The sequence below is a fragment of the Comamonas sp. NyZ500 genome (assembly GCF_016772095.1).
Taxonomy (GTDB): Bacteria; Pseudomonadota; Gammaproteobacteria; order Burkholderiales; family Burkholderiaceae_C; genus Comamonas; species Comamonas thiooxydans.
This window is the reverse complement of the sequence record NZ_JAEIJE010000007.1, coordinates 66,404-91,838: the sequence shown is the minus strand read 5'-3', so window position 1 is coordinate 91,838 and position 25,435 is coordinate 66,404. Positions and strand designations below refer to the sequence as shown.

The window sequence follows — 25,435 nt, the reverse complement described above, 5'->3', positions numbered from 1 at the left end:
ATGACAGCTTCAGACCCCCTCTTAGAGCGCTCCTGGCGGCGAGCCTGGCAGGCGCTTCACGCCACGCCGCCCCAAGGCCTGCAACAGGCCATTCTGGCCTCCTACGCCGAGCCGCAGCGCCACTATCACACGCTGCAGCATCTGAGCGAATGCCTGGCGCATTTCGAAACCGTGGCGTACCAGGCCCGGCACCCTGGCGAAGTGGAGATCGCGCTCTGGTTCCATGACGCCGTCTACGACGTCAAGGGCAAGGACAATGAACTGCGCAGCGCACGCTGGGCTGTCCAGGTCCTGGACGACAACGGCGTGGGCGAGGCCACCTGCCGGCGCGTGCACGCCCTCATCATGGCCACCTGTCATGAATCCACGCCCGAAGACGATGAGGCCCGGTTGCTCGTGGACATCGACCTGGCCATCCTCGGCGCCGCCCCCAGCCGGTTTGCCGAGTACGACACCCAGGTGCGGGCCGAATACGCCTGGGTGCCGCGCCCCATCTATGCGCTCAAGCGAAGGCAGGTGCTCAAGGGCTTTCTTCAGCGCAAGACCATCTACGCCACCTCGCACTTCCACGCCCTGCTGGAGCAGCAGGCCCGCAGCAATCTGCAGCGGGCCGTGGCCTAGACGGGCGGGCGTCGTCATTCGCGCCATGGCCTGACGCTATTGCGTGCGGCCCACCACGAGGCGCACCGCCACATAGTCCTCCAGCGGCTTGTCGCTGGGAGCGGCCCAGGCAGCGCGCGTCGCCTCCGATGCCGGCAGATTGATGGCCACTCCCGTCGGTGGCACGGGCTTCATGAACCACTTGTCGTAGAGCGCGGCCACTTCGCCGCTGGATGCCATCTCGCGGATCTGGGCGTCGAACAGCTTCTTGAATTCAGGCGACTTCCTGTCCAGCATGATGGCAATGGGCTCCACGCTGAAGGACTCGCCCACGATGGCGTACTGCCCCGGATCACGCAGCCGCGACAGCCCCGACGCCAGGATCTGGCCGTCCGCCACGCAGGCATCCGCGCGCCCCGTCTCCAGCAGGACGAAGCATTCGGCATTGTCCTTGGCCATCAGCACATTGAAGTCCACGCCCTTTTCCTTGCTAAAGCGCCTGAGCAGGGTCACGGCCGTGGCGCCCGTGGTCGCGGCCACCTTGCGCCCCTTGAGCTGCGCCACCTCGGTGATGCCCGAGCTCTTGCGCACTGCCGTGCGCACCTCCTCCATGTAGACCGTGGGCGCGAACGCCACCTCCTTCTGGCGCGCAGCATTGTTGGTGGTAGTGCCGCATTCCACATCCACCGTGCCGTTGACGACCAGGGGCACGCGGTTTTGCGCCGTCACCATCTGGTAGCGGATCTCCAGTCGCGGCAGCTTCAACTGCTGCTGCATGCGTGCCAGCGCCTTCTCGCACAGCTCCACATGGAAGCCCGCGTACTTGCCGTTGCCCAGGGTGTAGGACATGGTGCCCGAGGCCTCGCGCACGCCCATGGTCACCACACCCGTATCCCTGATCCTGTCCAGCGTCTCGGCCTGCGCTGCGCCGGCCAGGCAGGCTGCCGCACCCATGACGATATGGCTCAATGTGACTTTCATCGTTCAATCCTTTTTGTTCTTGCCTGGAGAAAAACACCGTTTTGCGGGCGCTGCGGGAACAGGCCCGGACGCATCTCGCCGCCTACTTGGCGAACAGCTGGCTCATGTCCTTGAAAGCCTTGAACTCCAGCGCATTGCCGCAGGGGTCGAGCAGGAACATGGTGGCCTGCTCGCCCACCTGGCCCTTGAAGCGGATATAGGGCTCGATGACGAATTCGGTGCCAAAGGACTTGAGGCGCTCGGCCAGGGCTTCCCATTGCGGCCATCCGAGCACGATGCCGAAGTGCGGCACCGGGACGTCATGGCCATCGACCGGATTGGTGTGGGCGCTGTCCTGGGAGACAGTCTTGGGATGCTCGTGAATCACCAGCTGGTGGCCGTAGAAGTCGAAGTCCACCCACTGCGTGCTGGAGCGCCCTTCGGGCAGGCCGAACACTTCGCCATAGAAACGGCGCGCCGCGGACAGGTCATACACGGGAATGGCCAAGTGAAAGGGAGACAGGCTCATGGGGAAACTCCGGAAATCGTTATGGGGTCGGGGGAAAAGCCTGCAGGCAAGGCCTGGCTGCGTCGGACCTCGATGTCCGGCGTCGCTACGGGCCGGCGCATGCCTGAGACTGCAGCTATCGTAAAAATCCTTGATAAAAAACAAAATCAATATATTTTTCTCAAATTCACAAATAAAATTTATGAATGTTGAAAGAGCTGAACACCTTCATCGCCGTGGCCCGCGAAGGCACCTTCGCCGCGGCGGGCGACCGGATCGGTTTGACGCAGGCCGCCGTCAGCGCGCAAATGCAGCGCCTGGAAAGTGAATTGGGGTTCGCCTTGTTCGACCGCATCGGCCGCACGGCCCGCCTGAACAAGATGGGGCAGCAGGTGCTGCTGCAGGCGCAGGAGCTGCTGCGGCTGTACGCCAACCTGGGTTCTTCGGGACAGGGTCAGCCCGCCAGCATTTCCGTGCAGCTGGGCTCCATCGCATCGCTGCAGCGCTCCCTGCTGCCCGATGCGCTGGCCAGACTCCACCGGCAGTTCCCCCAATGCCGAACACGCATCATTCCCGGCGTGTCGCTGCAACTCATGAATCTGGTGGATGCGGGCGAGCTGGACATGGCCGCGCTGATACGCCCGCCCTTTGCGCTGCAAAGCGATCTGCGCTGGACGGCGCTGGCGCACGAGCCTTTCCGGCTGCTGGTGCCGCGCGCCACCCGGGGCGACGACTGGGCCGAGCTGCTGGCCAGCCAGCCCTTCATACGTTACGACCGGGCCTCGTTCGGCGGCCGTCAGGTGGACCGTTTCCTCCGCAGCATGCACTTCACGCTGAAGGAGGTGTGCGAAGCCGACGAGCTGGAGGCCATCGTCAGGCTGGTGTCCAACGGCGTGGGCGTGGCCCTGGTTCCCCAGACCGCGGCGCAGCGCCGCTGGCCTGCGGCCGTGCGTGCCATCGACCTGGGGGCGCACACCTTCCACCGCGACGTGGGCCTGGTGCATCGCGCCGAGCGGCACCTGAGCGAGCCGGCGCGGGTGCTCATCGCCCTGCTCGCCGAGCTTGCCAGGCGCAGCCTGCCGCAGGAGCGCTGATGCGCGGCTACGCTCAGCTTTCGGGAACCAGATTGCTGCCGTAGTCGTAGAGATCGCCCAGAATCTCCTCGCCGCGCTCGTCCACGGATTCCGACAGCGCATCGATCATGGTGAACATCTGCTCCGCCGTGCGCGCCCCACCCTGTCCTTCGATCAGGCAGGCGGCGCGGTGCTGCTCCCAGCGCTGCAGCTCCCCGGCATCGAGCGTCTGAGGGAAATTGCGCGCACGGTAGCGCCAGGCCAGCTCTGTCAGGCGTGCATCGTCAAAGCCGGTCTTGTCCAGCGCCAGCTCCTGGGGCGAGAGGCGCTTGATGCGCTCCAGACGGCGACGGTCCTCATTGCCCACAAAGCCGCCATACAGATCCTGGTCGGCATCCAGCGGCTCGCCAGCCTCGCGCGTGAAGACGGCCTTCCACTGCGCGCTCATATCGGGCAGGTCGCGGGCAATCGCCGCATGCTGCATCGCCAGCTCCATGTCCACGCCCCATTTTTCGGCCATCGCGGGACTCAGGGTCTTGAGGCTTCCCACCACCATGGGCGACTTGTTGACGTGGATGCTCTTGATGGGCAGGCGGGTCACGCCCTCGGGCAGCTCGGCCTGACGCGTGAACAGGCGCAGGCGCAGCTCTTCGATGCTGATGCCCGAAAGCTCGGCCGGGTCGGCCGCCAGATCCCAGCAAATGACTTCGTTCTTGTTGGTGGGATGGGTGGCCAGCGGCCACATCACGCCCAGACAGCCACGCGCGGGGCTGATCATGCCGGTCACATGCAGAAACGGGCGCGCGTGCTCCTGCGTGGCGGGCAGGCCCATCTCGCGCAGAGCGCCGTCCTTTTTATGCAGTCCAAAGGCAAAGTCAAACAGGCGCGGCTGCTTTTCGCGAATCAGTCGGGCCAGAGCAATCGTGGCGCGCACATCACTCAGCGCATCGTGGGCCTGCTCGTGCAGCAGTCCATTGGCGCGGGCCAGGTCTTCCAACCTGAAGCTGGGCGTACCGTCTTCCTTGGTCGGCCACTGAATGCCTTCGGGACGCAGCGCATAGACCATGCGCACCACGTCGAGCAAATCCCAGCGGCCGCAGCCGTTCTGCCATTCGCGCGCATAAGGGTCGATGAGATTGCGCCAGAACATGAAGCGCGTGATCTCGTCGTCGAAACGAATGGTGTTGTAGCCCACGCCCACCGTGCCGGCCTGCGCCAGCTCGGCCTCGATCAGCGCTGCAAACTCATGCTCGGCAACCCCTTCCTCCAGCGCCCGCTGGGGCGTGATCCCCGTGATCAGACAGGATTGCGGGTCTGGCAGATAGTCATTGGCCGGCTGGCAGTACCACATCACGGGCTCGCCGATTTCGTTGAGCTGGTCATCCGTGCGTATGCCCGCAAACTGCGCGGGACGGTCGTAGCGCGGCTGGGCGCCAAAGGTTTCGTAGTCGTGCCAGAAGAAGGTATGAGCCATGGGCTCGAAGTATGCCTGCGAACCGGCACAGCTTGCGGCTCAGTCCATCAACTTAAAGCCCTTTTTGGCCTTTAACGCTTATGGATAAAACGCAAGCAGCTATCAATATGATTGTTTGAGCTATTCCCAATTCAAACCCAATTTATGCAGAAATTTGCGCAGCCGGCCTGCATCGTTGACCAGGTTTTTTTTGCTGGCGCACCTGGTCAAACAACTTGCGGCCTGCATCGGACAGCGTGGTCGATGCGCGGCAGACGGTGATGACGGGCTGCAGCTGCAAGCGGTCAAACAGAAAGTGATGACGGCCAACCTGATACCACCGCACGCCAGGTGCCTGCCAGGCCATGCGCAAGCCATGAACTGCCACCACAACGATGTGCAGAAGGAGCGTCGCCTTTGGCGAGGATGTATTCATCACCCGCAAGGGTGCAGTGAGCGCCAGGCGCGGCGATACGGGCGTCATCCCCGGCAGCATGGGCGCGTGCATCTACATCGTGCACGGCCTGGACACCCCCGAGAGCTTTGAAGGCTGCAGCCACGGCGCGGGCCGCGTGAGGCGCCGCACCAAGGCCAAGAAGCTGCACTCGGTGGCCGATCGGATCAAGGCCAAGAAAGGTATGATCGACGGGATCCCGATGACCTACAAGGACATCGATGCCGTCATGGCCGCCCAGAAGGACCTGGTGGAAGTGCACCATACCCTCAGCGTCAAGGGTTGAATGAGGCGGGAACATGGACTCACGCCTCATTGCCAGAAAGTAGGTCCATCGTGCAAGCCATTGAACAGAAAGCCATTCCGGGTGCGCACCTGCTATTGGAAGTCATGCGCGCCGCCGCACTCCAACAAAGGCACGATATGACGGTGCTGCTTGCCGGAGAGTCGGGCAAGCCAGGCTGGGGCTTCACCTCGCCCAATAGCAACCAAGACTTGCTCATTTAGCAGGTTGTGCGATAGCGAGCAGAGGATGCAGGCTCTGAAAACGAGTAGGCACAAGAGTTAAGCTCAGCGCCCGAGAAGTGCATATGCTCAAGCTTGGAGCAAGGTGCAAGCAGCGATTCGGTTTTGTTGGAGAGTTGAATGAATGGTTCCGCAATAGCGGCACTACTACCGGTGATTGCGTTGATCGGTACGGGGTTTGGCTTGGCGCGTGTCGGGCTGGTGCGGCAGGCAGCAGTCAAGGACATGTCCAACCTTGTGTTCCTATTGCTTCTGCCTGCACTGCTGTTTCGCACCATGGCTCAGGTCCATGTCGGCGAACTGGATTACCGTCCGATTGGCGTGTATTTCCTATCAGCCATCATCGTGTTCGTGACAACGATGCTGGTCTACGGCTTCAACACGCTGGCTGCAGCGCGCGGATTGGCCAGCATGTTCAGCAATGCAGCCATGATAGGCGTACCGCTCGTGGGCCTGGCCTTTGGCGAGCAGGGACTGGTGACGCTGTTCACCCTGATCTCGGTGCATGCCCTGGTATTGCTGACGGCCGCGACCATGGTGTTCGAGCTGGCATCCTCCCGTGAACAACATGCGGACGACACCCACAACAAACGGTCCATGGGGCGCACTGTCTGGCAGGCAGTGCGCAATAGCATCATCCACCCTGTGCCTTTGCCGATTCTGGCTGGCCTGTTGTGGTCATTGACCGGCTGGCCTCTGCCTGACGTGCTTGATACCTCACTCAAGATGCTGGGCTCGGCCATGGGCCCCATGGCGTTGCTGCTCGTCGGCATCACGCTGGCCTACACCAGGATCGGAGCTTACTGGCGACCCGCGATGCGCATCACGCTGGTCAAATCGCTGGTGCACCCACTTGTGTTTCTCGTCTGCGCCTGGACACTTCAGCTGCGCGGCCCGGCCATGGGCGTGATGCTGATCTGCTCGGCCTTGCCTGTGGGTGCCAACGCACTGCTCTTCACCCAGCGCTACCGGGTTGCCGAGGATGAGGTGGTGGCCAGCATTGCCCTTTCCACACTACTGGCCCTGGTGACCATGCCGCTGCTGCTGATGCTGCTGCACGTCTTGCATGGGACATAGTCATCAAGGTAGTCCTCGGCGCATATCCACCCTGACTCGATCGGAGCTCGGTCTTGCTCTGCCGGCGCATGGCACTCCGGCATTGGCTGAAACATGGCAGTGATCCGGTCAGGAGCCGGCCAGCGAAAGTTGGAGCAGATCTCGACCTGCCCTGAAGAAAAGCTTGGCTTTGGCGTCCGGGCGGCTACGCCAAAGTGCAGGACGGGATGACGCAAATCTGTAGACAGGAAACAGCGCTCATACGGTTCGGCAAGGAGGAAGAAGGCAAGGACTCGGGCTCTGTCGCTCAGAAACCGCAATCACTCATAAAAAGGTGCCTCTGGAACTTGCAAAAAGTTACAATTTGAGTGCATGGACACAAACTGACACGAGCTCTCAAACCGAAGGCATTGGCTGCTAAAGGAGGCGCGCGAAATGGATCGTTTGAAAATTTCCACCCGGCTGACTTTCTCGTTCATGACATTGATGGTGCTGATACTAGTGCTGGGAGGGGTTGCACTTTGGGGGTCGTCGACTCAGCGCTCAGCCCTCACCGACATCACCCAGAAACAAATCCCGATCATTCGCACTCTGAACACCATCACGGATGGCGCCAATGAACAGGCGATTCAGTTCCGCAACCTCGCGATCTTTTCCACGGAGACGCTCCAGACCTCGGCACGTGCCATGATTCAGAAGACCCGCACGGAGCTGGCTGCAGAAATGGACTCCCTGGGCAAGCACACTCACTCGGGCCTGGGCCAATCGCTGCTGGAGGAACTGAAGCTGCGCCGTCTGGCCTTCCTCAAATCCGGTGATGAATATCTTGGACTGATCGATCAGGGCCAAAGAGATGAAGCGCTGAGGTTGCTGGAAACCCAGCTGCGCCCCAACCAGCTCGAATATCAGCGGGTCATCCGCAGCATGCTGGATCACCAGACCCAAAGCTCCGACGTGGCCAGCCAGAAGGCAGAAACTGCTGCCGACAACCTGTTCCAGGAAGTGTTGGCGACAAGTGCAATCGCCATTCTTCTAGCGGTGACCCTTGCCATCACGATCACTCGCTCCATCACCCGCCCCCTGTCCCAGGCCATGGCAGCAGCCGACCGAGTGGCCAGAGGTGATCTCAGCGGCCAGATCACGGTGAAGTCTCAGGATGAAACCGGTCAACTGCTGAGTGCGTTGCAACGCATGCAACACAGCCTCGTGAGCACGGTGTCGGCGGTGCGCGGCAATGCTCAGGGAGTTGCTTCGGGCAGCGCTCAGATCGCCATGGGCAATAACGACCTATCCAGCCGCACAGAAGAGCAAGCAAGTGCTCTTGAGCAAACTGCTGCGTCCATGGAGCAGTTGAGTGCTACGGTCAAACAGAATGCCGACAACGCACGCCAGGCCAATCAGATGGCAGTGAATGCATCCTCTGTGGCTACACAGGGCGGTGAAGTGGTCGCAGAGGTAGTGGAGACCATGAAGAGCATCAATGAAAGCAGCCACAAGATTTCCGACATCATCGCTGTCATTGATGGCATCGCTTTCCAGACCAATATTCTGGCTTTGAATGCCGCCGTCGAAGCTGCCCGCGCCGGCGAGCAAGGACGAGGCTTTGCAGTGGTGGCAAGCGAAGTCCGGGCTCTGGCTGGACGCTCGGCTGAGGCCGCCAAGGAGATCAAGCAGCTCATTACCACCAGTGTCCAGCGTGTGGAGCAGGGTTCCTTGCTCGTGGACAAAGCTGGCGAGACCATGACCGGTGTGGTCACAGCCATTCGGCGCGTCACCGATATCATGGGTGAAATCAGCGCTGCCAGCCATGAGCAAAGCTCGGGCATGGCCCAGATTGGGGAAGCCGTCACCCAAATGGATCAAACCACGCAGCAGAACGCAGCCTTGGTCGAGGAAATGGCCGCCGCAGCCAGCAGCTTGCACAACCAAGCACAGTCGCTGGTCGAAGCGGTGGCAGTCTTCACGTTGTCAGAGCACGAGCAACATGCCTCTGCCGCAATGCAGGCAGCGTCGGTCAACCCGACAAAAACGGCCACAGTGGCAAAGGTATCGGAGTCGCCTCCAAAGCCCCTCATGGCCACCAAATCCCCTGTGCTGCGTCGCCCGGTTGCTATCGCTGGAACACAGCAGGCCACGAATAAGAATGGCGATGACTGGGAAACTTTTTGAAGGGGCTTCCGAGCGGATCCGTGAGCAAAGGCGGTGAGGCGTCAAGCCTGCCGCTTTTTGAACCTATCGGTGTCGTTGCATAACTCAGTACTTGGCGCAGATATGCGTAGACGATGAGCAACTCCACACACCAGGACCTGCTGCCAGTGGCTCCTTGGGAACATTACAACGGCCAGCCCTACGGGATGCCCGCCAGTCATCACCTCTGACAGCAACTCTGTTTTTATTCGAGACGATGATAGATCGGGATTCTGGGGGAACCGCCTCCCCGCACTAGAGCAGACATCCAAGTACTCGCATATCCCGCCGGCTGCGGCGGTACTTCGCAGTTCACAGATTGCCATCATGGCCGTTGGCTCGGGGTCCCGCTGGTCGCTCCACGCAAGGTGCAAGTTACGCGTTTCACGGAACGTGCACAGACGTTTTACAGTTCCACCCGAGCTTCGCGCCGTACGGCCTGTGGCGGCATGCCGAAGCCACGCAGGAAGGCTTCGCGCATATGGCGCCGGTCACGAAAACCTGTCTCCCGAGCAATCACCTCCAGCGGATGCCGACTGCCCTCAATCATCAGCCGCGCGGCTTCTAGCCGAAGGCCCTCCACGGCTTTGGCAGGGGACTGGCCCGTCTCGGCCGTGAACACCCGGCTGAACTGGCGCGGACTCAAGCTGGCAGCCTCGGCCAGCTCTTCCACACTCAGTGCTTGAGAAAGATTGCGCCGTGCATGCTCCAACGCCTGCTGGATACGGTCTGACTTGGGTGCCAGCTTGAGCATCTCCGAATGCTGTGACTGTCCTCCCGAGCGGCGCTGGTGCATGACCAAGCGATGTGCAACCGACCGTGCAACCTTCGCGCCCAGATCTTTTTCCACCAGCGCTAACGCCAGGTCGATCTCCGCTGTCATACCGGCAGAGGTCCAGATCGGTCCGTCGGCGATGTATATGCGGTCGGCCTCAATCTGCGCCTGTGGGTGGCGCTGCTGCAAGGCCTCGGCCCAATACCAGTGCGTGGTGGCGCGGCGCCCGTCAAGCAGGCCCGCGTCGCCCAGCAGAAAAGCGCCCGTGCACAGACCGGCCACGCGCCGCGCGGATACCGCCACCTTGCTCAGCAGCCGGATCAGTTCCGGTGCCGTAGCGACGTCCCTTGGAGTGAGGTTGCCCGCAACCAGCCAGGTGTCTGCCCTGCTGTGTGCGGTGAGGGGCTTTGCCTGCAATGCAAGTCCTGCCGAAGCTCGGGCCGTACCACTCATCGCATAGGTCTCCACCTCATAAAAGGGCTTCTCCACCATCAGGTTGGCGAGTTCGAACACAGCCTGGGTGGCCAGCGCCATGACTTGGAAGCCTTCCGGCAGCATGTAACCGATGCGGTGCATAAGAAACGTCCTTTCCAATGTCCTTTTTCATGACTATATACGTCATTTACGACAAACCCCGCACATCGCACCATTCAGGCCATGGACAACATCCATCAACCTCAAGGAGTTTCACCATGGCACAAACCCATCTCGGTACCGCCCTCATTACCGGGGCATCCAGCGGCATCGGTGCGCTATATGCAGAAAAGCTCGCTCAGCGTGGCTATGACCTGATCCTGGTCGCCCGCAACCGCGAACAGCTGAACGCGCTGGCGAGCAGCATCAGCACTCGCACCGGCCGTGCGGTAGAAGTCCTGCCAACCGACCTGAACGACCGCAATGAACTGGCACGCGTGGAAGAGCAATTGCGCACGGACGCCAGCATCACCTTGCTGGTCAACAACGCGGGCATGGGCACACATACCCCCTTGCTGCACAGCGACGTTGAAAAGATGACCCGCATGGTCGACCTGAATGCCACGGTGCCCATGCGGCTGGCCTATGCGGCGGCTCCTGGCTTCGTGGCTCGTGGACGCGGAGCGATCATCAACATTGCGTCCATCGTCGCCATCTCCCCTGAGACCCTGAATGGCGTCTACGGTGCCAGCAAGGCTTTTGTGCTGGCGTTCAGTCAGTCTCTTCAGCATGAGTTGACCGACAAAGGTGTTCGGGTGCAGGCAGTGTTGCCTGGTGCTACGGCCACGGACTTCTGGGCCATCGGTGGATTGCCGGTAGAGAACCTGGATGCAAGCATCGTGATGAGCGCCGAAGACCTCGTCGATGCAGCACTGCTGGGGTTTGAGCGAGGAGAAAAGGTCTCCATCCCCTCGCTGCATGCTGGCGAGAAGTGGGATGCCTATGAGGCCGCACGCCGAGCTATGGCAGGCCAGCTGTCCAGCAACATCGTCGCCCAGCGCTACGCCGCCGCGCACTGACCATCGCAAGGAGCCCAAGTCATGAAAGCCGTTATTGCAGCTTATGCACGCTCGCCATTCCAATTCGCCCGCAAAGGCCGCCTCGCCGAGGTCCGGCCGGACACGCTGGCCGCCCAGGTTGTGCAGGCTTTGCTGAAGCGCTCCGACCTGGATCCTGCACTATTGGAGGATGTGATCCTCGGCTGTGCCTACCCCGAGGCCGCACAAGGCAACAATCTGGCGCGCATCGTCGGCCTGCTGGCCGGCCTGCCCGAAACCGTGGGCGGCATGACCGTGAACCGCTTTTGCGGCTCGTCGATGCAGGCCGTGCATATTGCCGCAGCGCAGATCGAGGCCGGTATGGGCGACGCCTTCCTCTGTGTGGGCGTGGAGTCCATGACGATGGTTCCGCAGGGCGGCTTCAACTTCTCCCCGAACCCCTTGTTGCAGGCAAATACCGACGCCTATATTTCAATGGGCGAAACGGCGGAAAACGTAGCGCAGAGATGGAAGGTAAACCGCGCCGACCAGGAGTTGCTGGCGCTGCAATCCCATCTGAAAGCCGCCGCTGCCCGCGACCAGGGTCTGCTGGTCGACGAAATCGTGCCCATTCTTTTACCGGACGGAGAGCTGCTGGATGCCGACGGCTGCATACGCCCTGCCACCACACTGGAGGCCCTGGCCGGGCTCAAGCCCGCCTTCAGGCCTGATGGCGCGGTCACGGCGGGCACATCGTCGCCGTTGACCGATGGCGCTGCGGCCGTGCTGGTCACCCGAGACGATTTTGCCGAACGCCATGGTCTGCAGGCACTGGCGCGCATCCGCAGCTTCGCGACCGTGGGAGTGGACCCAGCGATCATGGGAATAGGCCCGATCCCTGCCACGCGCAAGGCGCTGGCCCGTGCCGGTCTCACTGTGGCCGATCTGGACGTGGTTGAGATCAACGAGGCTTTTTCGTCACAGGCGCTGGCCTGCATCCGAGACCTCGGCCTGGATATGGCGACCGTGAATATTGACGGCGGCGGACTGGCCATCGGTCATCCACTTGGCGCCACTGGTGCGCGCATCACGGGCAAGGCAGCTGCCTTGCTTTCACGACGGCAGGGACGATATGCCCTGGCCACCCAATGCATCGGCGGTGGGCAAGGTATTGCTACGGTGCTGGAGAGACTGTGAGCTCGTATCGACAGAGACCAGGACTTCAACTCCACTCAAGGAAACCATGATGCTCCGTAGCACCGAAACCCTGGACAGTCTGCTTGAACGCCAGCGCGGCACACTGCCCGATACCTTTGGCGCGCGGCCGCTGGCACTTGCCGAAGGCCGCATGACCATGGAGCTGACTATTGCGCCGTGGATGATGGCTCCCAATGGCTTTCTACATGCCGCCACGCAGGTGATGCTGGCCGACACCTGCGCCGGCTATGCGACCCTGGCGCATCTACCGGAGGGCGCGAAAGGATTCACGACACTGGAGCTGAAATCCAACTTCCTTGGTACTGCGAAGCAAGGAATCTTGCACGTGGAGGCCGTGGCCGAACATCTGGGGAGGACAACGCAGGTGTGGTCGGCCACCTTGTTCGATGACAAGGGGCGTAGGCTATCGCTATTCCGCTGTTCGCAGATCGTGCTCTGGTGACTAGGTCCTTGCCGCGTTTGAGTCGGCAGCCTAAAACATCCGACAGAAATCGATGGCTCCCAGGGTGAAAACGGAAGTGCGAAAGTCAACTGAGCCGACGCGCAAGACGCGCTCCCCGAACTCGCAGAAACCAGAATACCTGCACCGTACATTCCGGCAGCTATGCGCTCAACGCGAGCTCCGCCATGAGTTTCACGCTGGGGCTGCGGCTCTATGGCGGCACACAAAATCTCTTGGCACTCCCCGCCGCTTCATGAAGCGCAGCCATGCGCCGCTGCTGTGCCACGATTTCCACCAGACCGGTGGCGCCGAACTCGAGACCGTGATCGGCGACACCAGAGGCATGCCACCATCCTTTACTTCAACGAGGCGCGGGGGGAGTGAGCTAGCTTGCCTCGATCAGGCCCATCAGGACCTGACCCACATCGGCCTCTACCTTGAAAGCCAGCAATGCATCGGCCCTTGTCACGCCTTGATTGATGGCCACGATGGACTTGCCCTGCTCATGTGCAGCCAGCGCAAAACGGTAACCCGAATAGACCATCAATGAAGAGCCTGCGATCAGCACGGCGTCGGCCCTGGCCACTGCCGCCATGCAGGTCTGCACGCGTTCACGCGGCACGGTCTCGCCAAAGAACACCACATCGGGCTTGATCAGGCCTGTTCCGCAATGTGGGCAGGCCGGCACGACAAAGCGGCTGAAGTCCTGGTTTTCCAGATCGGCGTCGCCATCGGGCGCCGGTGCTGCATACCGTTCAACCCAGGCCGGGTTCAGCGCCAGCAGCCGCTGCTGCAGATCGGCACGAGCAGAGCGCTTGTCGCAGTCCATGCAGCGCACGGTGTCGATGCGCCCGTGCAGGTCCACGATGTTCAGGCTGCCGGCCGCATCATGCAGGCCATCGACATTCTGGGTGATCAGCAACTCCAGCCGGCCTTGCTGCTCCAGTCGCGCCAGTGCCTGATGGGCGGAACCGGGCCGCGCCTGACCCATTACGCGCCAGCCCAGCATGGAACGCGCCCAGTAGCGCTGACGCACCAGCACATCGCCCATGAAGGCCTGATAGGTCACGGGCTGGGGGCGCTTCCACTGTCCGTTGCGGTCCCGGTAGTCAGGGATGCCGACTTCGGTGCTGCAGCCGGCACCACCAATGACTACCACACGCGGGTGCGCATGCAGCCAGTCTTGCAGGCGCCACAGCGCCAGAGCATCCACACAATGGTTCAAGGTTTCACTCATTACAGCAGCGGCGATGTCAATCGGGCCACGGAACCGACCAGCCGTCGCCGCAGACCTTTTTCGCTGCGATATTGCACCATTCGAGCCTGGCCCAGGTCAGCCTCGAACTGCGCAGCGATGGCCTGATTCAGCTCTGGCCCGTAGCCAATCACACAGACCTCGTAGTTGAGGAAAAAGCTGCGATAGTCAAAATTGGCCGTGCCGATCATCGCCATATTGTCATCGACCACCAAGGTCTTGGAGTGCAGCATGCTGGCCGCATATTCATAGATATGCACTCCACAGCGAATCAGCTCGTCAAAATAGGAGCGCGCAGCGGCCGTCACCAACAGCGAATCAGACTTCTTCGGCACCAGAATGCGGACCTCCACACCGCGCAGTGCAGCATTGGTGAGAGCCGTCAGCGCGCCTTCGGTCGGCACAAAGTAAGGCGTGGTCAGCAAGATGCGTTGCTGTGCCGCGTTGATGGCCGCCAGATAGGAGCGATAGATGGCGTCCAGCTGGTCGTCAGGCCCCGAGGTCACGACCTGCATGGGGATGGGGCCGTCTTCGCAATCTGGCAGCAGATCATCAAGATCGTTGGGCAGCCGGTGCGGATCGTCGCTGCGGGTGTAGGCCCAGTCCTCGAGAAACACTGTCTGCAGCCAGTTGACGACGGAGCCTTCGACCCGGATATGCACGTCATGATAAGCATCGTCACAAATGCGCTCGTTCTCTTCATCGGTGACGTTCACACCGCCCGTAAAGCCCACTTTTCCATCGCAGACCAGAATCTTGCGGTGGGTACGGAAGTTGACCACGGGTCGCAGCCGCCGCCCTATCTTGGCATCGTGAAAGCGCAGTACTTCAGCCCCGGCCTGCTGCAGCGGCTCCAGAAACTTTCGCCCCAGCTTCTTGGAGCCCAGAGCATCCACCAGCAAACGCACCTGCACGCCTGCACGTGCTTTCTCGATCAGCAGATCACGCAAGGCCGTGCCGGTCTGATCGGGCTCGTAGATGTAGTACTCCAGATGCACGTGGTGGCGTGCTGCGCTCACGGCCTCGGCAATCGCATCAAAGGTCGCCGCGCCCCCCACCAGCAACTGCATGGAAGTGGCCGTGCTGACCGGGAAATCGCTGGTCATGCCAACCAGCCGTGCCACCTGACGCAGGCGCTCCTGCTGGGCCGGAATGCGTTCCCTGAGTTTTTGCATGCTGTTGCGCACACGCGAACGCTTGCGCGAGCGCAGCCGCTTGATACGCTGGCGCTTCATGCGTTGCGGACCGAAGTAGTAATAGACCAGCAGACCCACCACAGGTAACGCAGCCATGGACAACAGCCAGCTCAGTGTGGCAATCGGCTGACTGCGCTGCAGCAGAATCCAGATGCCTACCACGACGACATACAGCGACCAGCCCACGGACAGCCAGAGCTTGACGCTCTCGTGGCTCAGCTGCATTGCTATCCAGTCCAATTGCACACTCCTGTTGTTCGATGAACCATCGCCACCATGCCCTCGCAGTATGGCAGCGGCATGGCAGACTGCGGCGACCCGCCTGCCCGGGGGAAACACCCTCCAGCAGGCGCCATGCTTTTGTACCGCGCTACAAAGAGTATATTGATACGCATGATTTCCGAACTCATCACGACTCTGGCCCAGGCCCGCAAGGCCGCCCGCATCACCCAGGCCGATCTGGCCGAACGTGCCGGCCTGTCACGCATGGCCGTACAACGCACTGAAACCGGCGATGTAGACCCGCGCTTTTCCACTCTGCAGGAAATGGCCCGTGTGCTGAATATGGAGCTGATCGCCGTGCCGGCCGAGCTGCACGCCCAGGTGCTGGCACTGATTCAGCCCCAGACCGGCCAGACGGCTGTAGCCGACCGCATCGCCAGTCCTGTGACCGACCAGGATTCGCTATGAGGTCTTACGTATTGTTAACTTGAGAACCCTGTTTGCTCGGCCACAATGGCCCGAGGTTTTTTTGCGCGACATTCAGAGATTTGAGAGATGGCGATTCACAACTGGGATTACGCACCGGAGGCACTGGAGGTACAGGTCAGTGAATTGTTGCTGGCCACGGCAGATCGAAGTGACGAACTGGTCGATGAAAACGTGCGCCTGGTCCTGCAGGAGCTGCGCCAGCACCTCAATATGGAGGTGATTTTTGTCTCCGAGATCCGCAACGGCCAGCGCATGTTCCAGCATGTCGATACCGCCCCCGGCAAGGAATTGATTGCCACTGGCGGCGGCGGTCCCCTGGAAGAGTCGTTTTGCCAGTGCGTGCTCGACGGCATTCTGCCCGGCCTGGTCCAGGATGCGACCAGCCACCCTGCCTTTGCCAAGCTGCCTGCAACTCCTTTTCGCGTGGGCGCCCATCTGAGCACGCCCATCGTGCTGGCCAGCGGCAAGGTCTACGGCACGCTGTGCTGCTTCAGCCAGGCGGCCGATGAAAGCCTGACGGCCAAGGACCTGCAAAAACTCGAATGCGTGGCCAGGATCACGGCCAGGCGAATCGATATCAAGCAGGCCCAGTAGCTCCAGCCAGCCGAAGAAAAGCGCACGCCTTCCGGCCCGGCTTCTCCCGGAAAGCTCTAAAAACCAGCTCTCCGGGAAAAAGCTGCGTCAGTTCACTGCCACGCAGACCTGGCGCTGCTCGCCCAGCCCATCGGCACCCAGCCGCACCACATCGCCGGGCTTGAGAAAGACGGGCTGCGGCTTTTGTCCCAGGCCCACGCCCGCAGGCGTTCCGGTAAGAATCACATCGCCGGCCTCCAGCGTCATGAACTGGCTGATATACGAAATGAGCGTGGGCAGGCTGAAAATGAAGTTGGCCGTACTGCCGTTCTGCATGCGCTTGCCGTTGACTTCCAGCCACAGGCCCACGCGATGCGGATCGGTAATTTCGTCGGCCGTCACCAGCCAGGGGCCCAGCGGCGCAAAGGTGTCATGGCTCTTGCCCTTGGTCCAGGTGCCGCCACGCTCCAATTGCCAGCCGCGCTCGGACACATCGTTGGCCAACAGATAGCCGGCCACATGGGACAGAGCCTGCGCCTCGGTCACGCGCCGCGCGCGGCTGCCGATGACAACGCCCAGCTCCACCTCCCAGTCGACCTTGTCCGCGCCCTGCGGAATCTGCACCGCATCGCCCGGACCGCAGATCGCCGTCACGGCCTTCATGAACAGCACGGGTTCGGCCGGCGCTGGCAGTCCGGCCTCGGCCGCGTGGTCAGCATAGTTGAGGCCCGCACAGACCAGCTTGCCCACCTGTGCCACGGGGCAACCCAGACGTGGCGTTCCGTCAACCCTGGGCAAACGGCTCCAGTCCGTATGCCGTATGCGCTCCAGCGCATCGGGACCTAGCTGGCCCGGGCCCCAATCGGGCACCAGGGCCGATGCATCACGCAGCACGCCGTCGGCGTCCAGCACGCCCGGGCGCTCCGCACCCGCGCTGCCATAGCGAAGCAGTTTCACGATGGTTGTCTCCTTATGAATCGGTCAGTGTCGCCCTCTAAGGCCTTCATCATGCAATATCGAACAGGTGGCCCCAGCCTTTGACGGCGGAAGGATCACGCCCGGCCGCGCGCAGCATGCCCCAGACCGTGGTACTCACGGTATCGAGCAGCGGCACGCCCCAACGGCGCTCCACCTCTTCGGCCAGGTGCGCAGCGCGCAAATTGGTGCAGTAAGTCACGACGGCGTCAGGTTTGCCTTCTTCGATCACGTTGCCGATGAGTTGCAGCAGTTGCTCGGGCTCCACCAGCGCAAAGCTGTGGTTGACCGAGATGTCCAGATGGCGCTCTGCCGTGGTCTCGACGCCTGCGGCGCGGTAGTTGTTGACGATGCATTGCTGCACGTCCGCCGTGTACGGGCTGACGATGGCCAGCTTCTTCACGGAGAGCTTTTCCATCAGCTCATTGAGTGCCAGGATGGCCGTCGTGGCCTTGATGCCGGTGCGCTCGGTAATACGCTCGCACAGCCGCATGTCGGTCTCAAAGCCGCGCCATCCTGCGGCCGTGCCGCTCCAGCCGATCACGTCCACCTTGGCATCGGCCAGCAGCTCGGCGGCGGCCAGGATCTTGCTGTCGTCAAACTGGTTCAGTGCCCCCTCGGCCAGCGAAATCTCAGTCACCGTGAAGCGCGAAAAATGGGCCGAGCAGTTGCCAGCACTGGCAGCCAGCGCGCTGGTCAGAGGCTCCAGCGCGGTGTTGGAAGAAGGCGTGAGCACGCCCAGGCATGTCGTAGTTGCAGTCATCTTGCTTGTCTCCGTTGTATGGCCAACCGGCAAACCGGTTGGCCGGCATTGTTCACCTCACCCAAACAAACGTCAACAGTATTGTTGACAATAAATCAAAATCCAATCGCTCAAAGTTATTTGTCAAGAAAATCTTCACTTCGTCACCGCCTTTCGCCTCAGAGCATATTTCAGAGAAAAATTCCCAAATAGGTGTTTACGATATTGTTGACAATATTGTCGACATTTAGATTTCAACCTCACATCGAACAATCAACCAACCGATGGAGCGAGACCCGAGATGCAAAACCCCACCACACTTGCCGCGCCACAGGCGGCGGCAGCGCCGACCAAGGTGCGCTGGAAGATCTTCCTGATGATGCTTTTCCTGATCGCGGTCAATTACATTGACCGCGCATCGCTGTCCGTGGCCATGCCCATGATCGCCAAGGAGTTCGATCTCAGCCCTGCCGTTCAGGGCCTGCTGATGAGTTCCTTCTTCTGGACCTATGCCTTCATGCAGATTCCCGGCGGCATGCTGGCCGACCGTTTCGGCCCACGCGTGGTCATCGTCTGCTCCACCCTGGGTTGGGGCTTCTTCCAGGCCATCGCCGCAGCTTGCACCGGCTGGGTGTCGCTGCTGATCACCCGTCTGGGTCTGGGCGCTTCCGAGGCCCCCATCTACCCCGCAGGCGGCAAGCTCAACGGCATCTGGATGACCCAGAACGAACGCGGCCGCGGCGCCACACTGCTGGACGGTGGCGCACCTCTGGGTGCCGCCCTGGGTGCGCTGATCATCGCCGGCCTGCTGACCCACTTCGACTCCTGGCGCGTGTCCTTCGTCGTCGCGGGCGTTGGCACCATGATCGCGGGTGTCTTTGCCTGGTGGTATATCCGCAACCATCCCCGTGAGCACGCCGGCGTCAATGAAGCCGAAGCTGCCTTCATCGAGGAAGCACATGCCGCCGACCTCGCCGCCGAGCCCGCCCATGCCAGCGGCAAGGTGATGGACTTCTTCAAGTACCGCTCGGTATGGGGCATGTTCTTCGGCTGGATGTGCTTCAACGCGCTGTTCTACGGCCTGCTGACCTGGATGCCCACCTACCTGTCCAAGGTGCATGGCATGGACATCAAGCAGATGGGCGGCGCCGTGTTCATCATGTTCTTCTCCGGCTTCGTCGGTGAGATGGTCGGCGGCTGGATTGCCGACAAGTGGAAGGCTGCGGGCGCTTCGCAAGCCAAGGTGCTGCGCACGCTGTTCGGTATCGCCTCAATCATCGCCACCGTCGCCATCTACAACGTGGCCCGCTTCAAGGACCCCGTGACCATCGTGATCCTGCTGTCGGTAACGCTGTTCTTCCTGCGCTGGTGCGGTCTGTTCTGGTGCGTTCCTTCCATTCTGGGCACTCGCAAGCGCGTCGGCTTCCTGGGTGGCGTCATGAACCTGGGCGGCAACTTCGCCGGCATCGGCGTACCCATTCTGGTGGGCGTGATCGTGCAGGCCACCGGCTCCTACGACATGGCCATGATGCTCTTCGCTGCTGCGGGCGCAGGCCTCTTCGTCTGCTCGTCGATCGTGATCGACTACAGCAAGAAGATCCCGGTCTAAGTACCGCCCCGCCTCGCCTGGACACTTTGATGGAGAACCCCATGCCCTTGCCCACACGCCAAGCCGTGGCCCTGACCTGCGCCACGGCCATCGCCTCTACCCTGAGCGCATATGCCGCCACGCCAGCCAGCCGCAACTCCGTCGCCGTCCAGGCGAGTCCCGATTTCCCTGCTGCCGCCCCCGAGTCCGTAGGCGTGGATTCGCGCCCTCTGGTGCAGTTGTCCGAGATGATCCGCAAGGAAAACCTCGACGTGCGCAGCTTTCTCGTCGTCAAGGACGGCAAGCTGATCTATGAGCGCTACAGCCAGGGCCTGACGCGCAACCACAACTACGAGCTGTACTCCATCACCAAGAATGTGACGGCCCTGGCCGCCGGCGTTCTGGTGGACGAGGGCCGCAGCAAGCTCGACGAGAAAGTGGCGCCCATCCTGGCCAAGGCCCGCCCCGACCTCCAGGACGCCTTCTCCGACAAGCAATCCATCGAACTGCGGCATGTGCTGTCCATGTCCACGGGCCTGGTCTATAACTTCAAGCCCACCGACGACCCCATCTACTACGGCGCCCCCGACCGTCTCAAGCTGGCGGCCGAAACCACGCCCAAGGTAGCGCCCGGCACGAGCTTCGACTACACCGACGTCAACCCCATCCTGGCCAGCGCCACGCTGGGGGCCGACGCCGGTATGCCACTGCAGGACTTTGCGAAGGAGAGACTCTTCAAGCCCATGGGCATGAGCCATTACACCTGGGAGCGGGCTGACGACAAAGGCCTGGTCTCCTCCGGCTGGGGGCTGCGCCTGCGCGCCGTGGACATGGCCAAGCTAGGCCAGTTGGTGCTGACCGGCGGCCGCTGGGACGGCAAGCAGATCGTCTCCCAGGCCTGGGTCCGGACCATGACCGCGCCCGCCTCGGCGCCATGGTATGGCTATTGCTGGTGGATCAACGACATCGTCGCCACCGAGCCCGAAACCCACGCCATGGGCTTCAAGGGCCAGTTCATTGTGGTATTGCCCGAGCGCAATGCCGTGGTGGTCATGACCAGCATGCTGCCCATCGAAGGCGGCCTGCGCGAATCCCGGAACGTGCTGGCCATCCGCCGCATGGTCAATGACTACGTGCTGCCCGCGCTGAGCAACCAGGCCCATGCCAAACCCACGCCCGCCCGCCACAAGGCGTTGGCGCGCGAACTCGAACTCGCATCACAACACCAGGGCAAGTCCGGAGCACCGGCAGACCCTACCGACACCCCGAAACTCTGATATTCAGCATGAAATCCAGCGAATTTGATCTCGTAGTGCGCAATGCGCGCGTTGCCACCGCCAGCGACATCTTTGAATCCGATATAGCCATTCGCGACGGCAAGATAGTCCAGCTGGGCGCCAACCTGCCCGCCGGCGCCCGCGAATATGACGCTGCCGGCCGCGTGGTCACGCCCGGCGGCATCGACGCCCACTGCCACCTGGACCAGCCCATGGAACCGCCGGTGCGCATGGCCGACAACTTCGACAGCGGCACGCGCGCCGCAGCCTGCGGCGGCACCACCACCGTGATTCCGTTCGCGGCCCAGGCCAAGGGCCAGTCGCTGCGCGCGGCCGTGGAGGACTACCACCGTCGCGCCGACGGCAGAGCCCACGTGGACTACGGTTTCCACATGATCGTCAGCGACCCCACCCCCGAAGTTCTGGAGAAGGAACTGCCCCAGTTGATCCGCGAAGGCTATACCTCCTTCAAGATCTACATGACCTATGACGATCTGAAGCTCAACGACGGCCAGATCCTCGACGTGCTGGACGTGGCGCGCAAGTACGACGCCACCGCCATGATCCATGCCGAGAACGCCGACTGCATCCAGTGGCTGACCAAGCGCCTGGAAGCCAGCGGCCGCTCCGCTCCGCGCTACCACGCGGTCTCTCGTCCCATGCTGGTGGAGCGCGAAGCCACCCACCGCGCCATCGCGCTCTCGGAGCTTGCCGATGTGCCCATTCTCATCGTCCATGTCTCGGGCCGCGAGGCCGTCGAGCAGATCCGCTGGGCCCGCTCCCACGGCATGAACATCATGGCCGAGACCTGCCCGCAATACCTGTTCCTCAGCGCCGAGGATCTGGGCATAGATGACAGTTACCAGGGCGCCAAGTGCGTGTGCAGCCCACCGCCGCGCGATCAGGCCAACCAGGAAGTGATCTGGAACGGGCTGAACGACGGCCTGTTCACCGTGTTCTCATCGGACCATGCGCCGTTCAACTACGATTCACCCGAAGGCAAGAAGCCCAATGGCGAGGAGGTGTCCTTTGGTCACATTCCCAACGGTATTCCTGGCATCGAGACCCGCCTGTCGCTGCTCTACACGCATGGTGTGCTGACGGGCCGCATGACACTCAACCGCTTCGTGGAGCTGACCTCCACCAACCCGGCCAAGGTCTACGGCCTGCATCCGCGCAAGGGCAGCATTGCCATCGGCGCCGATGCCGACCTCGTGGTCTGGCAGGAAGGCGAACGCGCCATCAGCAACCGCGATCTGCACCACAACGTGGACTACACGCCCTATGAAGGCCAGCAGCTCAAGGCCTGGCCCTGCCTCACCCTGTCTGCGGGACAGGTAGTCTGGGACGGCGAGCAATTCCACGCCCGCGCCGGCAGCGGCCGCTTCCTGCAGCGCGGCGCGCCCACACTGCTGCCCAAGCGCCACCAGGCCCGCTTCTGAAACTTCAGCACGAACACACCATGAAACTGCTCATCATCAACCCCAATATCTCCGAGAGCGTCACCGCGCTCATCGAGAAAGAGGCCAGGCTGGCCGCCGCGCCAGACACGGAAATCACCATGCTGACCGCTCCCATGGGGGTGGCCTATATCGAGACGCGCTTCGAGGCCATGATTGCCGCCTACGCCGTGGCCGAGCTGGCCGCCGAACATGCGCACCAACATGACGCCGTCATCCTGGCGGCCTTTGGCGATCCGGGCCTCGAAGGCCTGCGCGAGGCTCTGGACATTCCCGTGCTGGGCATGACCGAGTCCGCACTCATGAGCGCCTGCATGCTGGGCAAACGCTTCTCGATCATTGCCATCTCCAGGCGCATTACCGCCTGGTACCGAGATATGGTCGAGCGCAACGGACTCATAGACCGACTGGCCAGCATTCGCTGCCTGGACGAGCCTCTGCGAGATATCGGAAGTGTGCAGGATGACCATGCAGCACGCCTGCAGGCCTTGTGCGAAGCAGCGGTCAGCGAAGATGGCGCCGATGTACTGATCATTGCCGGCGCCCCGCTGGCGGGCCTGGCACGCTCCATCAAGCAGAGTTTGCCGGTGCCAGCCGTCGATGGCGTCTCCAGCGCCGTCAATCATGCGCAGAGCCTGGTCTCGCTGGCTCCCGCTGCGGCACGCGCAGGCAGTTTTGCCAAACCACCGCGCAAGGACTTCAAGAACCTCCCCCCGGGGCTCACCCAGCTATTGAGCCAGCTGCCCTGAACAGGCTGCGGGATAACCTCAATCGGGATGTTCGAATCCGACATGCCGCGTGACACTAGAATTCACCGGCATGTCGACAAAACACACTACAAAAGTGAACAATCGAAGCAACACATCTCGATCTGAAATTACCGTGGATGAAATGGCAGCCCGCATTGCCACAGCCATCCATGAGCACCGCCTGCTGCCGGGAACCAAGCTCGGCGAAGACAGGCTGGCCAATATCTTCAACACCAGCCGGGCTCGCGTGCGCGAGGTCCTTGCCCGCATGGCCCGCGACCAGATGGTGGAGCTATTCCCGCAGCGCGGAGCCTTTGTTGCCAAGCCCAGCATCGAGCAGGCGCTGGACGTCTTCGAAGCGCGCCGGCTGATAGAGCCAGGCATTGTGCGGCGCCTCGTTCTGAACATGGACAACAGCAAGATCCGTCGCCTGCAGACCCATCTGAAGCAGGAGCGCGATGCTCGCGCCAACTCCGACAAGCGAGCCACGGTTCGCCTGTCCGGCGAATTTCATGTACTGCTTGCCGAACTGGCCGGCAACTCCGCGCTGCTGCGCAGCATGCGTGAACTGTCCACGCTGACCTGCCTGACGATCTCGCTGTATGAATCGGCGGTCAACACCTGCTGTCTGGTGGACGAGCACGAGGCCGTGGTCGATGCCATTGTCGCGGGCAATGGCGAGCTGGCAGAACAGCTGATGCTCAGCCATCTGGATCACATACAGGGCAGCCTGCGCCTGGAGGCCGATGCCGACGACGCAGATCTGGAACAGATACTGGGCGACCTCTGATCACAGCCGGCGTCGCGATCCGGCAACGGGAGCCATCAAAGTGATCGATACGCCCTTCTCTACTGAAGATGGCTGGCAGCTATCCGGGCAGGGGCGTCCGCATTAGCATCCACGGCTGATCGCCATCACTTTCTCCAGAGGCCCAGAGGCCCTTTCAATGAGCTCACCCGCCCCTTCGTCACTGCCGCAAGCCGAGCGGCCACGCCCGCGCCATCTGAGCGAACTTTTCTGGTCGCTGACCTTTCTGGCCTTGCAGGGCTTTGGCGGTGTGCTGGCCGTGGTGCAGCGCGAACTGGTCGAAAAACGCCAATGGCTGAGCAATGAGGAGTTCATGGAGGATTGGGCCGTGGCACAGATCATGCCCGGCCCCAATGTGGTGAATCTTTCCATCATGCTGGGCGAACGCTACTTCGGCTGGCGCGGCGCCATCGTGGGGTTGTGCGGAATGCTGACGTTTCCTATGCTGGTGGTCATCAGCCTCACCCTGATCTATACCCAGTTTGCGGCCAACCCGGCCGTGGCCGGAGCCCTGCGCGGCATGGGCGCCGTGGCGGCAGGGCTGGTGGCGGGCATGGGCCTGAAGCTGGCTGGCACGCTGCGCAAGCACCCGCTGGGCAAGTGGTATTGCGCAGGGCTGGCCATCGCCGCCTTTGTGCTGGTGGCCGTGCTGCGCCTGCCGCTGTTCTGGGCCTTGCTGCTGGTGGGCGCAACAGGCTGCGTGCTGACCTACCGGAGGCTGGCATGAGCACGCTGACGATCGAGCTGCAGACCGTGGACTGGCTGCATCTGTTTGCCTATTTCCTGACGCTGTCGCTGATGGCCGTGGGTGGAGCCATCACCGCTGCGCCCGATATGCACCGCTATCTGGTCGACGGCAATCGCTGGCTGTCGGAAACCCAGTTCACCAGTTCCATCGCCATTGCCCAGGCCGCCCCCGGCCCCAATGTGTTGTTCATCGCCCTGCTGGGCTGGAACGTGGGTCTGAATGCAGGAGGCGGCACCGGCCCGGCGGCCTGGGGACTAGGAGCACTCGGAGTTGCCGTATGCATGGTGGGCATTTTGCTGCCCAGCTCGCTGCTGACCTGGCAGGCCTCGCGCTGGGGTCAGCGCAACCGGGACAAACGCGGCGTGCGCGCCTTCAAGCAAGGCATGGCTCCGCTGGTGATTGGTCTGCTGCTGGCGACAGGCTGGCTGCTGGGCAGCGCCAGCGGCAACCCTGGCAGGGACTGGAAGCTATGGCTGCTGAGCCTTGCATGCACATTGCTGGTATGGCGCACACGCATTCATCTGCTGTGGCTGCTGGCTGCCGGCGCGGCGCTGGGTGCGCTGGGCTGGGTGTAAACGCAGTACCGCCCCCCGGGGTCGGAAGATCGGCGTCAACTGCCAAAGCAGTCTCCTCACCGAGACAGCCGCTAGC

Annotated in this window: 25 protein-coding genes and 1 pseudogene; 18 read left to right on the top strand and 8 right to left on the bottom strand. The window is 62.1% G+C overall.

Features of this window, described 5'->3' with window-relative positions; all coding sequences use genetic code 11:
* Positions 1-621, top strand: coding sequence for an N-methyl-D-aspartate receptor NMDAR2C subunit (locus JAO85_RS12765; protein ID WP_012838881.1), 621 nt, complete (start codon positions 1-3; stop codon positions 619-621).
* Between the two features lie 36 nt (positions 622-657).
* On the opposite strand, the gene JAO85_RS12760 is transcribed toward JAO85_RS12765, so the two are convergent.
* Positions 658-1,581 (bottom strand): amino acid ABC transporter substrate-binding protein, encoded by a 924-nt coding sequence (locus tag JAO85_RS12760; RefSeq protein ID WP_202788195.1) that lies wholly within the window; start codon positions 1,579-1,581, stop codon positions 658-660.
* Between the two features lie 82 nt (positions 1,582-1,663).
* Positions 1,664-2,089, bottom strand: a complete 426-nt coding sequence (locus JAO85_RS12755; protein ID WP_034390710.1) for a VOC family protein — start codon at positions 2,087-2,089, stop codon at positions 1,664-1,666.
* 185 nt (positions 2,090-2,274) lie between these two features.
* Between JAO85_RS12755 and JAO85_RS12750 the strand changes: the two genes are divergently transcribed.
* Positions 2,275-3,162 carry a LysR substrate-binding domain-containing protein gene (locus tag JAO85_RS12750; protein WP_034390711.1) on the top strand — a complete coding sequence of 296 codons (888 nt, stop codon included), beginning with the start codon at positions 2,275-2,277 and terminating at the stop codon, positions 3,160-3,162.
* Between the two features lie 13 nt (positions 3,163-3,175).
* Here JAO85_RS12750 and sbcB read toward each other — a convergent pair whose 3' ends face one another.
* The gene (gene sbcB / locus JAO85_RS12745; RefSeq protein ID WP_054075064.1) at positions 3,176-4,615 is read right to left on the bottom strand and encodes an exodeoxyribonuclease I; all 1,440 of its coding nucleotides are present in this window, start codon (positions 4,613-4,615) and stop codon (positions 3,176-3,178) included.
* A 289-nt stretch (positions 4,616-4,904) separates the two neighbouring features.
* Between sbcB and JAO85_RS12735 the strand changes: the two are divergent.
* The 4 genes and pseudogenes from JAO85_RS12735 to JAO85_RS12720 all read left to right on the top strand — a co-directional run.
* Positions 4,905-5,334 (top strand): annotated as a pseudogene (locus JAO85_RS12735) (RtcB family protein); the annotation flags it as partial.
* A 50-nt stretch (positions 5,335-5,384) separates the two neighbouring features.
* Positions 5,385-5,555, top strand: a complete 171-nt coding sequence (locus JAO85_RS12730; protein WP_164091450.1) for a nucleotidyltransferase domain-containing protein — start codon at positions 5,385-5,387, stop codon at positions 5,553-5,555.
* 138 nt (positions 5,556-5,693) lie between these two features.
* Positions 5,694-6,650: an AEC family transporter gene (locus tag JAO85_RS12725; protein ID WP_012838887.1), complete on the top strand. Its 957-nt coding sequence runs from the start codon at positions 5,694-5,696 to the stop codon at positions 6,648-6,650.
* Between the two features lie 414 nt (positions 6,651-7,064).
* Entirely contained in the window at positions 7,065-8,798 is a 1,734-nt protein-coding gene (locus JAO85_RS12720; protein WP_202788194.1) for a methyl-accepting chemotaxis protein, read from the top strand.
* A 424-nt stretch (positions 8,799-9,222) separates the two neighbouring features.
* Here the strand turns inward: JAO85_RS12720 and JAO85_RS12715 are convergent, their stop codons facing one another.
* The gene (locus tag JAO85_RS12715; protein ID WP_003062738.1) at positions 9,223-10,167 is read right to left on the bottom strand and encodes a GlxA family transcriptional regulator; all 945 of its coding nucleotides are present in this window, start codon (positions 10,165-10,167) and stop codon (positions 9,223-9,225) included.
* A 116-nt stretch (positions 10,168-10,283) separates the two neighbouring features.
* Here JAO85_RS12715 and JAO85_RS12710 point away from each other — a divergent pair, with 116 nt between their 5' ends.
* Genes JAO85_RS12710 through JAO85_RS12700 form a run of 3 tightly spaced genes read left to right on the top strand, consistent with a single transcriptional unit; the run spans position 10,284 to position 12,702 of the window.
* Positions 10,284-11,084 carry an SDR family oxidoreductase gene (locus tag JAO85_RS12710; protein ID WP_179626413.1) on the top strand — a complete coding sequence of 267 codons (801 nt, stop codon included), beginning with the start codon at positions 10,284-10,286 and terminating at the stop codon, positions 11,082-11,084.
* Between the two features lie 21 nt (positions 11,085-11,105).
* Positions 11,106-12,239, top strand: a complete 1,134-nt coding sequence (locus tag JAO85_RS12705) for a thiolase family protein (RefSeq protein ID WP_012838891.1) — start codon at positions 11,106-11,108, stop codon at positions 12,237-12,239.
* Between the two features lie 46 nt (positions 12,240-12,285).
* Positions 12,286-12,702, top strand: a complete 417-nt coding sequence (locus tag JAO85_RS12700; RefSeq protein ID WP_039050580.1) for a PaaI family thioesterase — start codon at positions 12,286-12,288, stop codon at positions 12,700-12,702.
* Between the two features lie 385 nt (positions 12,703-13,087).
* Here JAO85_RS12700 and JAO85_RS12695 read toward each other — a convergent pair whose 3' ends face one another.
* Together JAO85_RS12695 and cls are read right to left on the bottom strand one after the other, a co-directional pair.
* On the bottom strand, positions 13,088-13,939 hold the full coding sequence (locus JAO85_RS12695) for an NAD-dependent protein deacetylase (protein WP_202788193.1): 852 nt from the start codon (positions 13,937-13,939) through the stop codon (positions 13,088-13,090).
* Complete coding sequence (gene cls, locus JAO85_RS12690) at positions 13,939-15,378, bottom strand: cardiolipin synthase (protein ID WP_003062731.1); 1,440 nt, start codon at positions 15,376-15,378, stop codon at positions 13,939-13,941. Before cls ends, JAO85_RS12695 begins: the two co-directional genes overlap by 1 nt.
* A 168-nt stretch (positions 15,379-15,546) precedes the next feature.
* On the opposite strand from cls, the gene JAO85_RS12685 reads away from it, so the two are divergent.
* Positions 15,547-15,843 (top strand): helix-turn-helix transcriptional regulator, encoded by a 297-nt coding sequence (locus tag JAO85_RS12685; RefSeq protein WP_012838895.1) that lies wholly within the window; start codon positions 15,547-15,549, stop codon positions 15,841-15,843.
* Between the two features lie 87 nt (positions 15,844-15,930).
* Positions 15,931-16,458, top strand: coding sequence for a GAF domain-containing protein (locus JAO85_RS12680; protein WP_034390724.1), 528 nt, complete (start codon positions 15,931-15,933; stop codon positions 16,456-16,458).
* An 87-nt stretch (positions 16,459-16,545) separates the two neighbouring features.
* Here JAO85_RS12680 and JAO85_RS12675 read toward each other — a convergent pair whose 3' ends face one another.
* Positions 16,546-17,394 (bottom strand): fumarylacetoacetate hydrolase family protein, encoded by an 849-nt coding sequence (locus JAO85_RS12675; protein ID WP_003062724.1) that lies wholly within the window; start codon positions 17,392-17,394, stop codon positions 16,546-16,548.
* Positions 17,395-17,443: 49 nt separating this feature from the next.
* A complete protein-coding gene (locus tag JAO85_RS12670; protein ID WP_012838897.1) occupies positions 17,444-18,175 on the bottom strand; it encodes an aspartate/glutamate racemase family protein in 732 nt (243 codons plus the stop codon).
* Positions 18,176-18,455: 280 nt separating this feature from the next.
* Here JAO85_RS12670 and JAO85_RS12665 point away from each other — a divergent pair, with 280 nt between their 5' ends.
* The 7 genes from JAO85_RS12665 (at position 18,456) to JAO85_RS12635 (ending at position 25,359) form a co-directional block, all read left to right on the top strand.
* Positions 18,456-19,763, top strand: a complete 1,308-nt coding sequence (locus JAO85_RS12665; protein WP_202788192.1) for an MFS transporter — start codon at positions 18,456-18,458, stop codon at positions 19,761-19,763.
* A 29-nt stretch (positions 19,764-19,792) separates the two neighbouring features.
* Positions 19,793-21,019 carry a serine hydrolase gene (locus tag JAO85_RS12660; RefSeq protein ID WP_202788191.1) on the top strand — a complete coding sequence of 409 codons (1,227 nt, stop codon included), beginning with the start codon at positions 19,793-19,795 and terminating at the stop codon, positions 21,017-21,019.
* 8 nt (positions 21,020-21,027) lie between these two features.
* A complete protein-coding gene (gene hydA / locus JAO85_RS12655; protein WP_202788190.1) occupies positions 21,028-22,461 on the top strand; it encodes a dihydropyrimidinase in 1,434 nt (477 codons plus the stop codon).
* A gap of 20 nt (positions 22,462-22,481) precedes the next feature.
* A complete protein-coding gene (locus tag JAO85_RS12650) occupies positions 22,482-23,228 on the top strand; it encodes an aspartate/glutamate racemase family protein (RefSeq protein ID WP_039050572.1) in 747 nt (248 codons plus the stop codon).
* A 142-nt stretch (positions 23,229-23,370) separates the two neighbouring features.
* Positions 23,371-24,018: a GntR family transcriptional regulator gene (locus JAO85_RS12645; RefSeq protein ID WP_034390730.1), complete on the top strand. Its 648-nt coding sequence runs from the start codon at positions 23,371-23,373 to the stop codon at positions 24,016-24,018.
* Positions 24,019-24,175: 157 nt separating this feature from the next.
* Entirely contained in the window at positions 24,176-24,763 is a 588-nt protein-coding gene (locus JAO85_RS12640) for a chromate transporter (RefSeq protein ID WP_003062711.1), read from the top strand.
* Positions 24,760-25,359: a chromate transporter gene (locus tag JAO85_RS12635; RefSeq protein ID WP_039050571.1), complete on the top strand. Its 600-nt coding sequence runs from the start codon at positions 24,760-24,762 to the stop codon at positions 25,357-25,359. Before JAO85_RS12640 ends, JAO85_RS12635 begins: the two co-directional genes overlap by 4 nt.
* The last annotated feature ends 76 nt before the right edge of the window (positions 25,360-25,435 follow it).

Coding starts and splice junctions, on each gene's coding strand:
- JAO85_RS12765 (WP_012838881.1), top strand. CDS start 1: ATGACAGCTTCAGACCCCCTCTTAGAGCGCTCCTGGCGGCGAGCCTGG.
- JAO85_RS12760 (WP_202788195.1), bottom strand. CDS start 1,581: ATGAAAGTCACATTGAGCCATATCGTCATGGGTGCGGCAGCCTGCCTG.
- JAO85_RS12755 (WP_034390710.1), bottom strand. CDS start 2,089: ATGAGCCTGTCTCCCTTTCACTTGGCCATTCCCGTGTATGACCTGTCC.
- JAO85_RS12750 (WP_034390711.1), top strand. CDS start 2,275: ATGTTGAAAGAGCTGAACACCTTCATCGCCGTGGCCCGCGAAGGCACC.
- sbcB (WP_054075064.1), bottom strand. CDS start 4,615: ATGGCTCATACCTTCTTCTGGCACGACTACGAAACCTTTGGCGCCCAG.
- JAO85_RS12725 (WP_012838887.1), top strand. CDS start 5,694: ATGAATGGTTCCGCAATAGCGGCACTACTACCGGTGATTGCGTTGATC.
- JAO85_RS12720 (WP_202788194.1), top strand. CDS start 7,065: ATGGATCGTTTGAAAATTTCCACCCGGCTGACTTTCTCGTTCATGACA.
- JAO85_RS12715 (WP_003062738.1), bottom strand. CDS start 10,167: ATGCACCGCATCGGTTACATGCTGCCGGAAGGCTTCCAAGTCATGGCG.
- JAO85_RS12710 (WP_179626413.1), top strand. CDS start 10,284: ATGGCACAAACCCATCTCGGTACCGCCCTCATTACCGGGGCATCCAGC.
- JAO85_RS12705 (WP_012838891.1), top strand. CDS start 11,106: ATGAAAGCCGTTATTGCAGCTTATGCACGCTCGCCATTCCAATTCGCC.
- JAO85_RS12700 (WP_039050580.1), top strand. CDS start 12,286: ATGATGCTCCGTAGCACCGAAACCCTGGACAGTCTGCTTGAACGCCAG.
- JAO85_RS12695 (WP_202788193.1), bottom strand. CDS start 13,939: ATGAGTGAAACCTTGAACCATTGTGTGGATGCTCTGGCGCTGTGGCGC.
- cls (WP_003062731.1), bottom strand. CDS start 15,378: ATGCAGCTGAGCCACGAGAGCGTCAAGCTCTGGCTGTCCGTGGGCTGG.
- JAO85_RS12685 (WP_012838895.1), top strand. CDS start 15,547: ATGATTTCCGAACTCATCACGACTCTGGCCCAGGCCCGCAAGGCCGCC.
- JAO85_RS12680 (WP_034390724.1), top strand. CDS start 15,931: ATGGCGATTCACAACTGGGATTACGCACCGGAGGCACTGGAGGTACAG.
- JAO85_RS12670 (WP_012838897.1), bottom strand. CDS start 18,175: ATGACTGCAACTACGACATGCCTGGGCGTGCTCACGCCTTCTTCCAAC.
- JAO85_RS12665 (WP_202788192.1), top strand. CDS start 18,456: ATGCAAAACCCCACCACACTTGCCGCGCCACAGGCGGCGGCAGCGCCG.
- JAO85_RS12660 (WP_202788191.1), top strand. CDS start 19,793: ATGGAGAACCCCATGCCCTTGCCCACACGCCAAGCCGTGGCCCTGACC.
- hydA (WP_202788190.1), top strand. CDS start 21,028: ATGAAATCCAGCGAATTTGATCTCGTAGTGCGCAATGCGCGCGTTGCC.
- JAO85_RS12650 (WP_039050572.1), top strand. CDS start 22,482: ATGAAACTGCTCATCATCAACCCCAATATCTCCGAGAGCGTCACCGCG.
- JAO85_RS12645 (WP_034390730.1), top strand. CDS start 23,371: ATGGCAGCCCGCATTGCCACAGCCATCCATGAGCACCGCCTGCTGCCG.
- JAO85_RS12640 (WP_003062711.1), top strand. CDS start 24,176: ATGAGCTCACCCGCCCCTTCGTCACTGCCGCAAGCCGAGCGGCCACGC.
- JAO85_RS12635 (WP_039050571.1), top strand. CDS start 24,760: ATGAGCACGCTGACGATCGAGCTGCAGACCGTGGACTGGCTGCATCTG.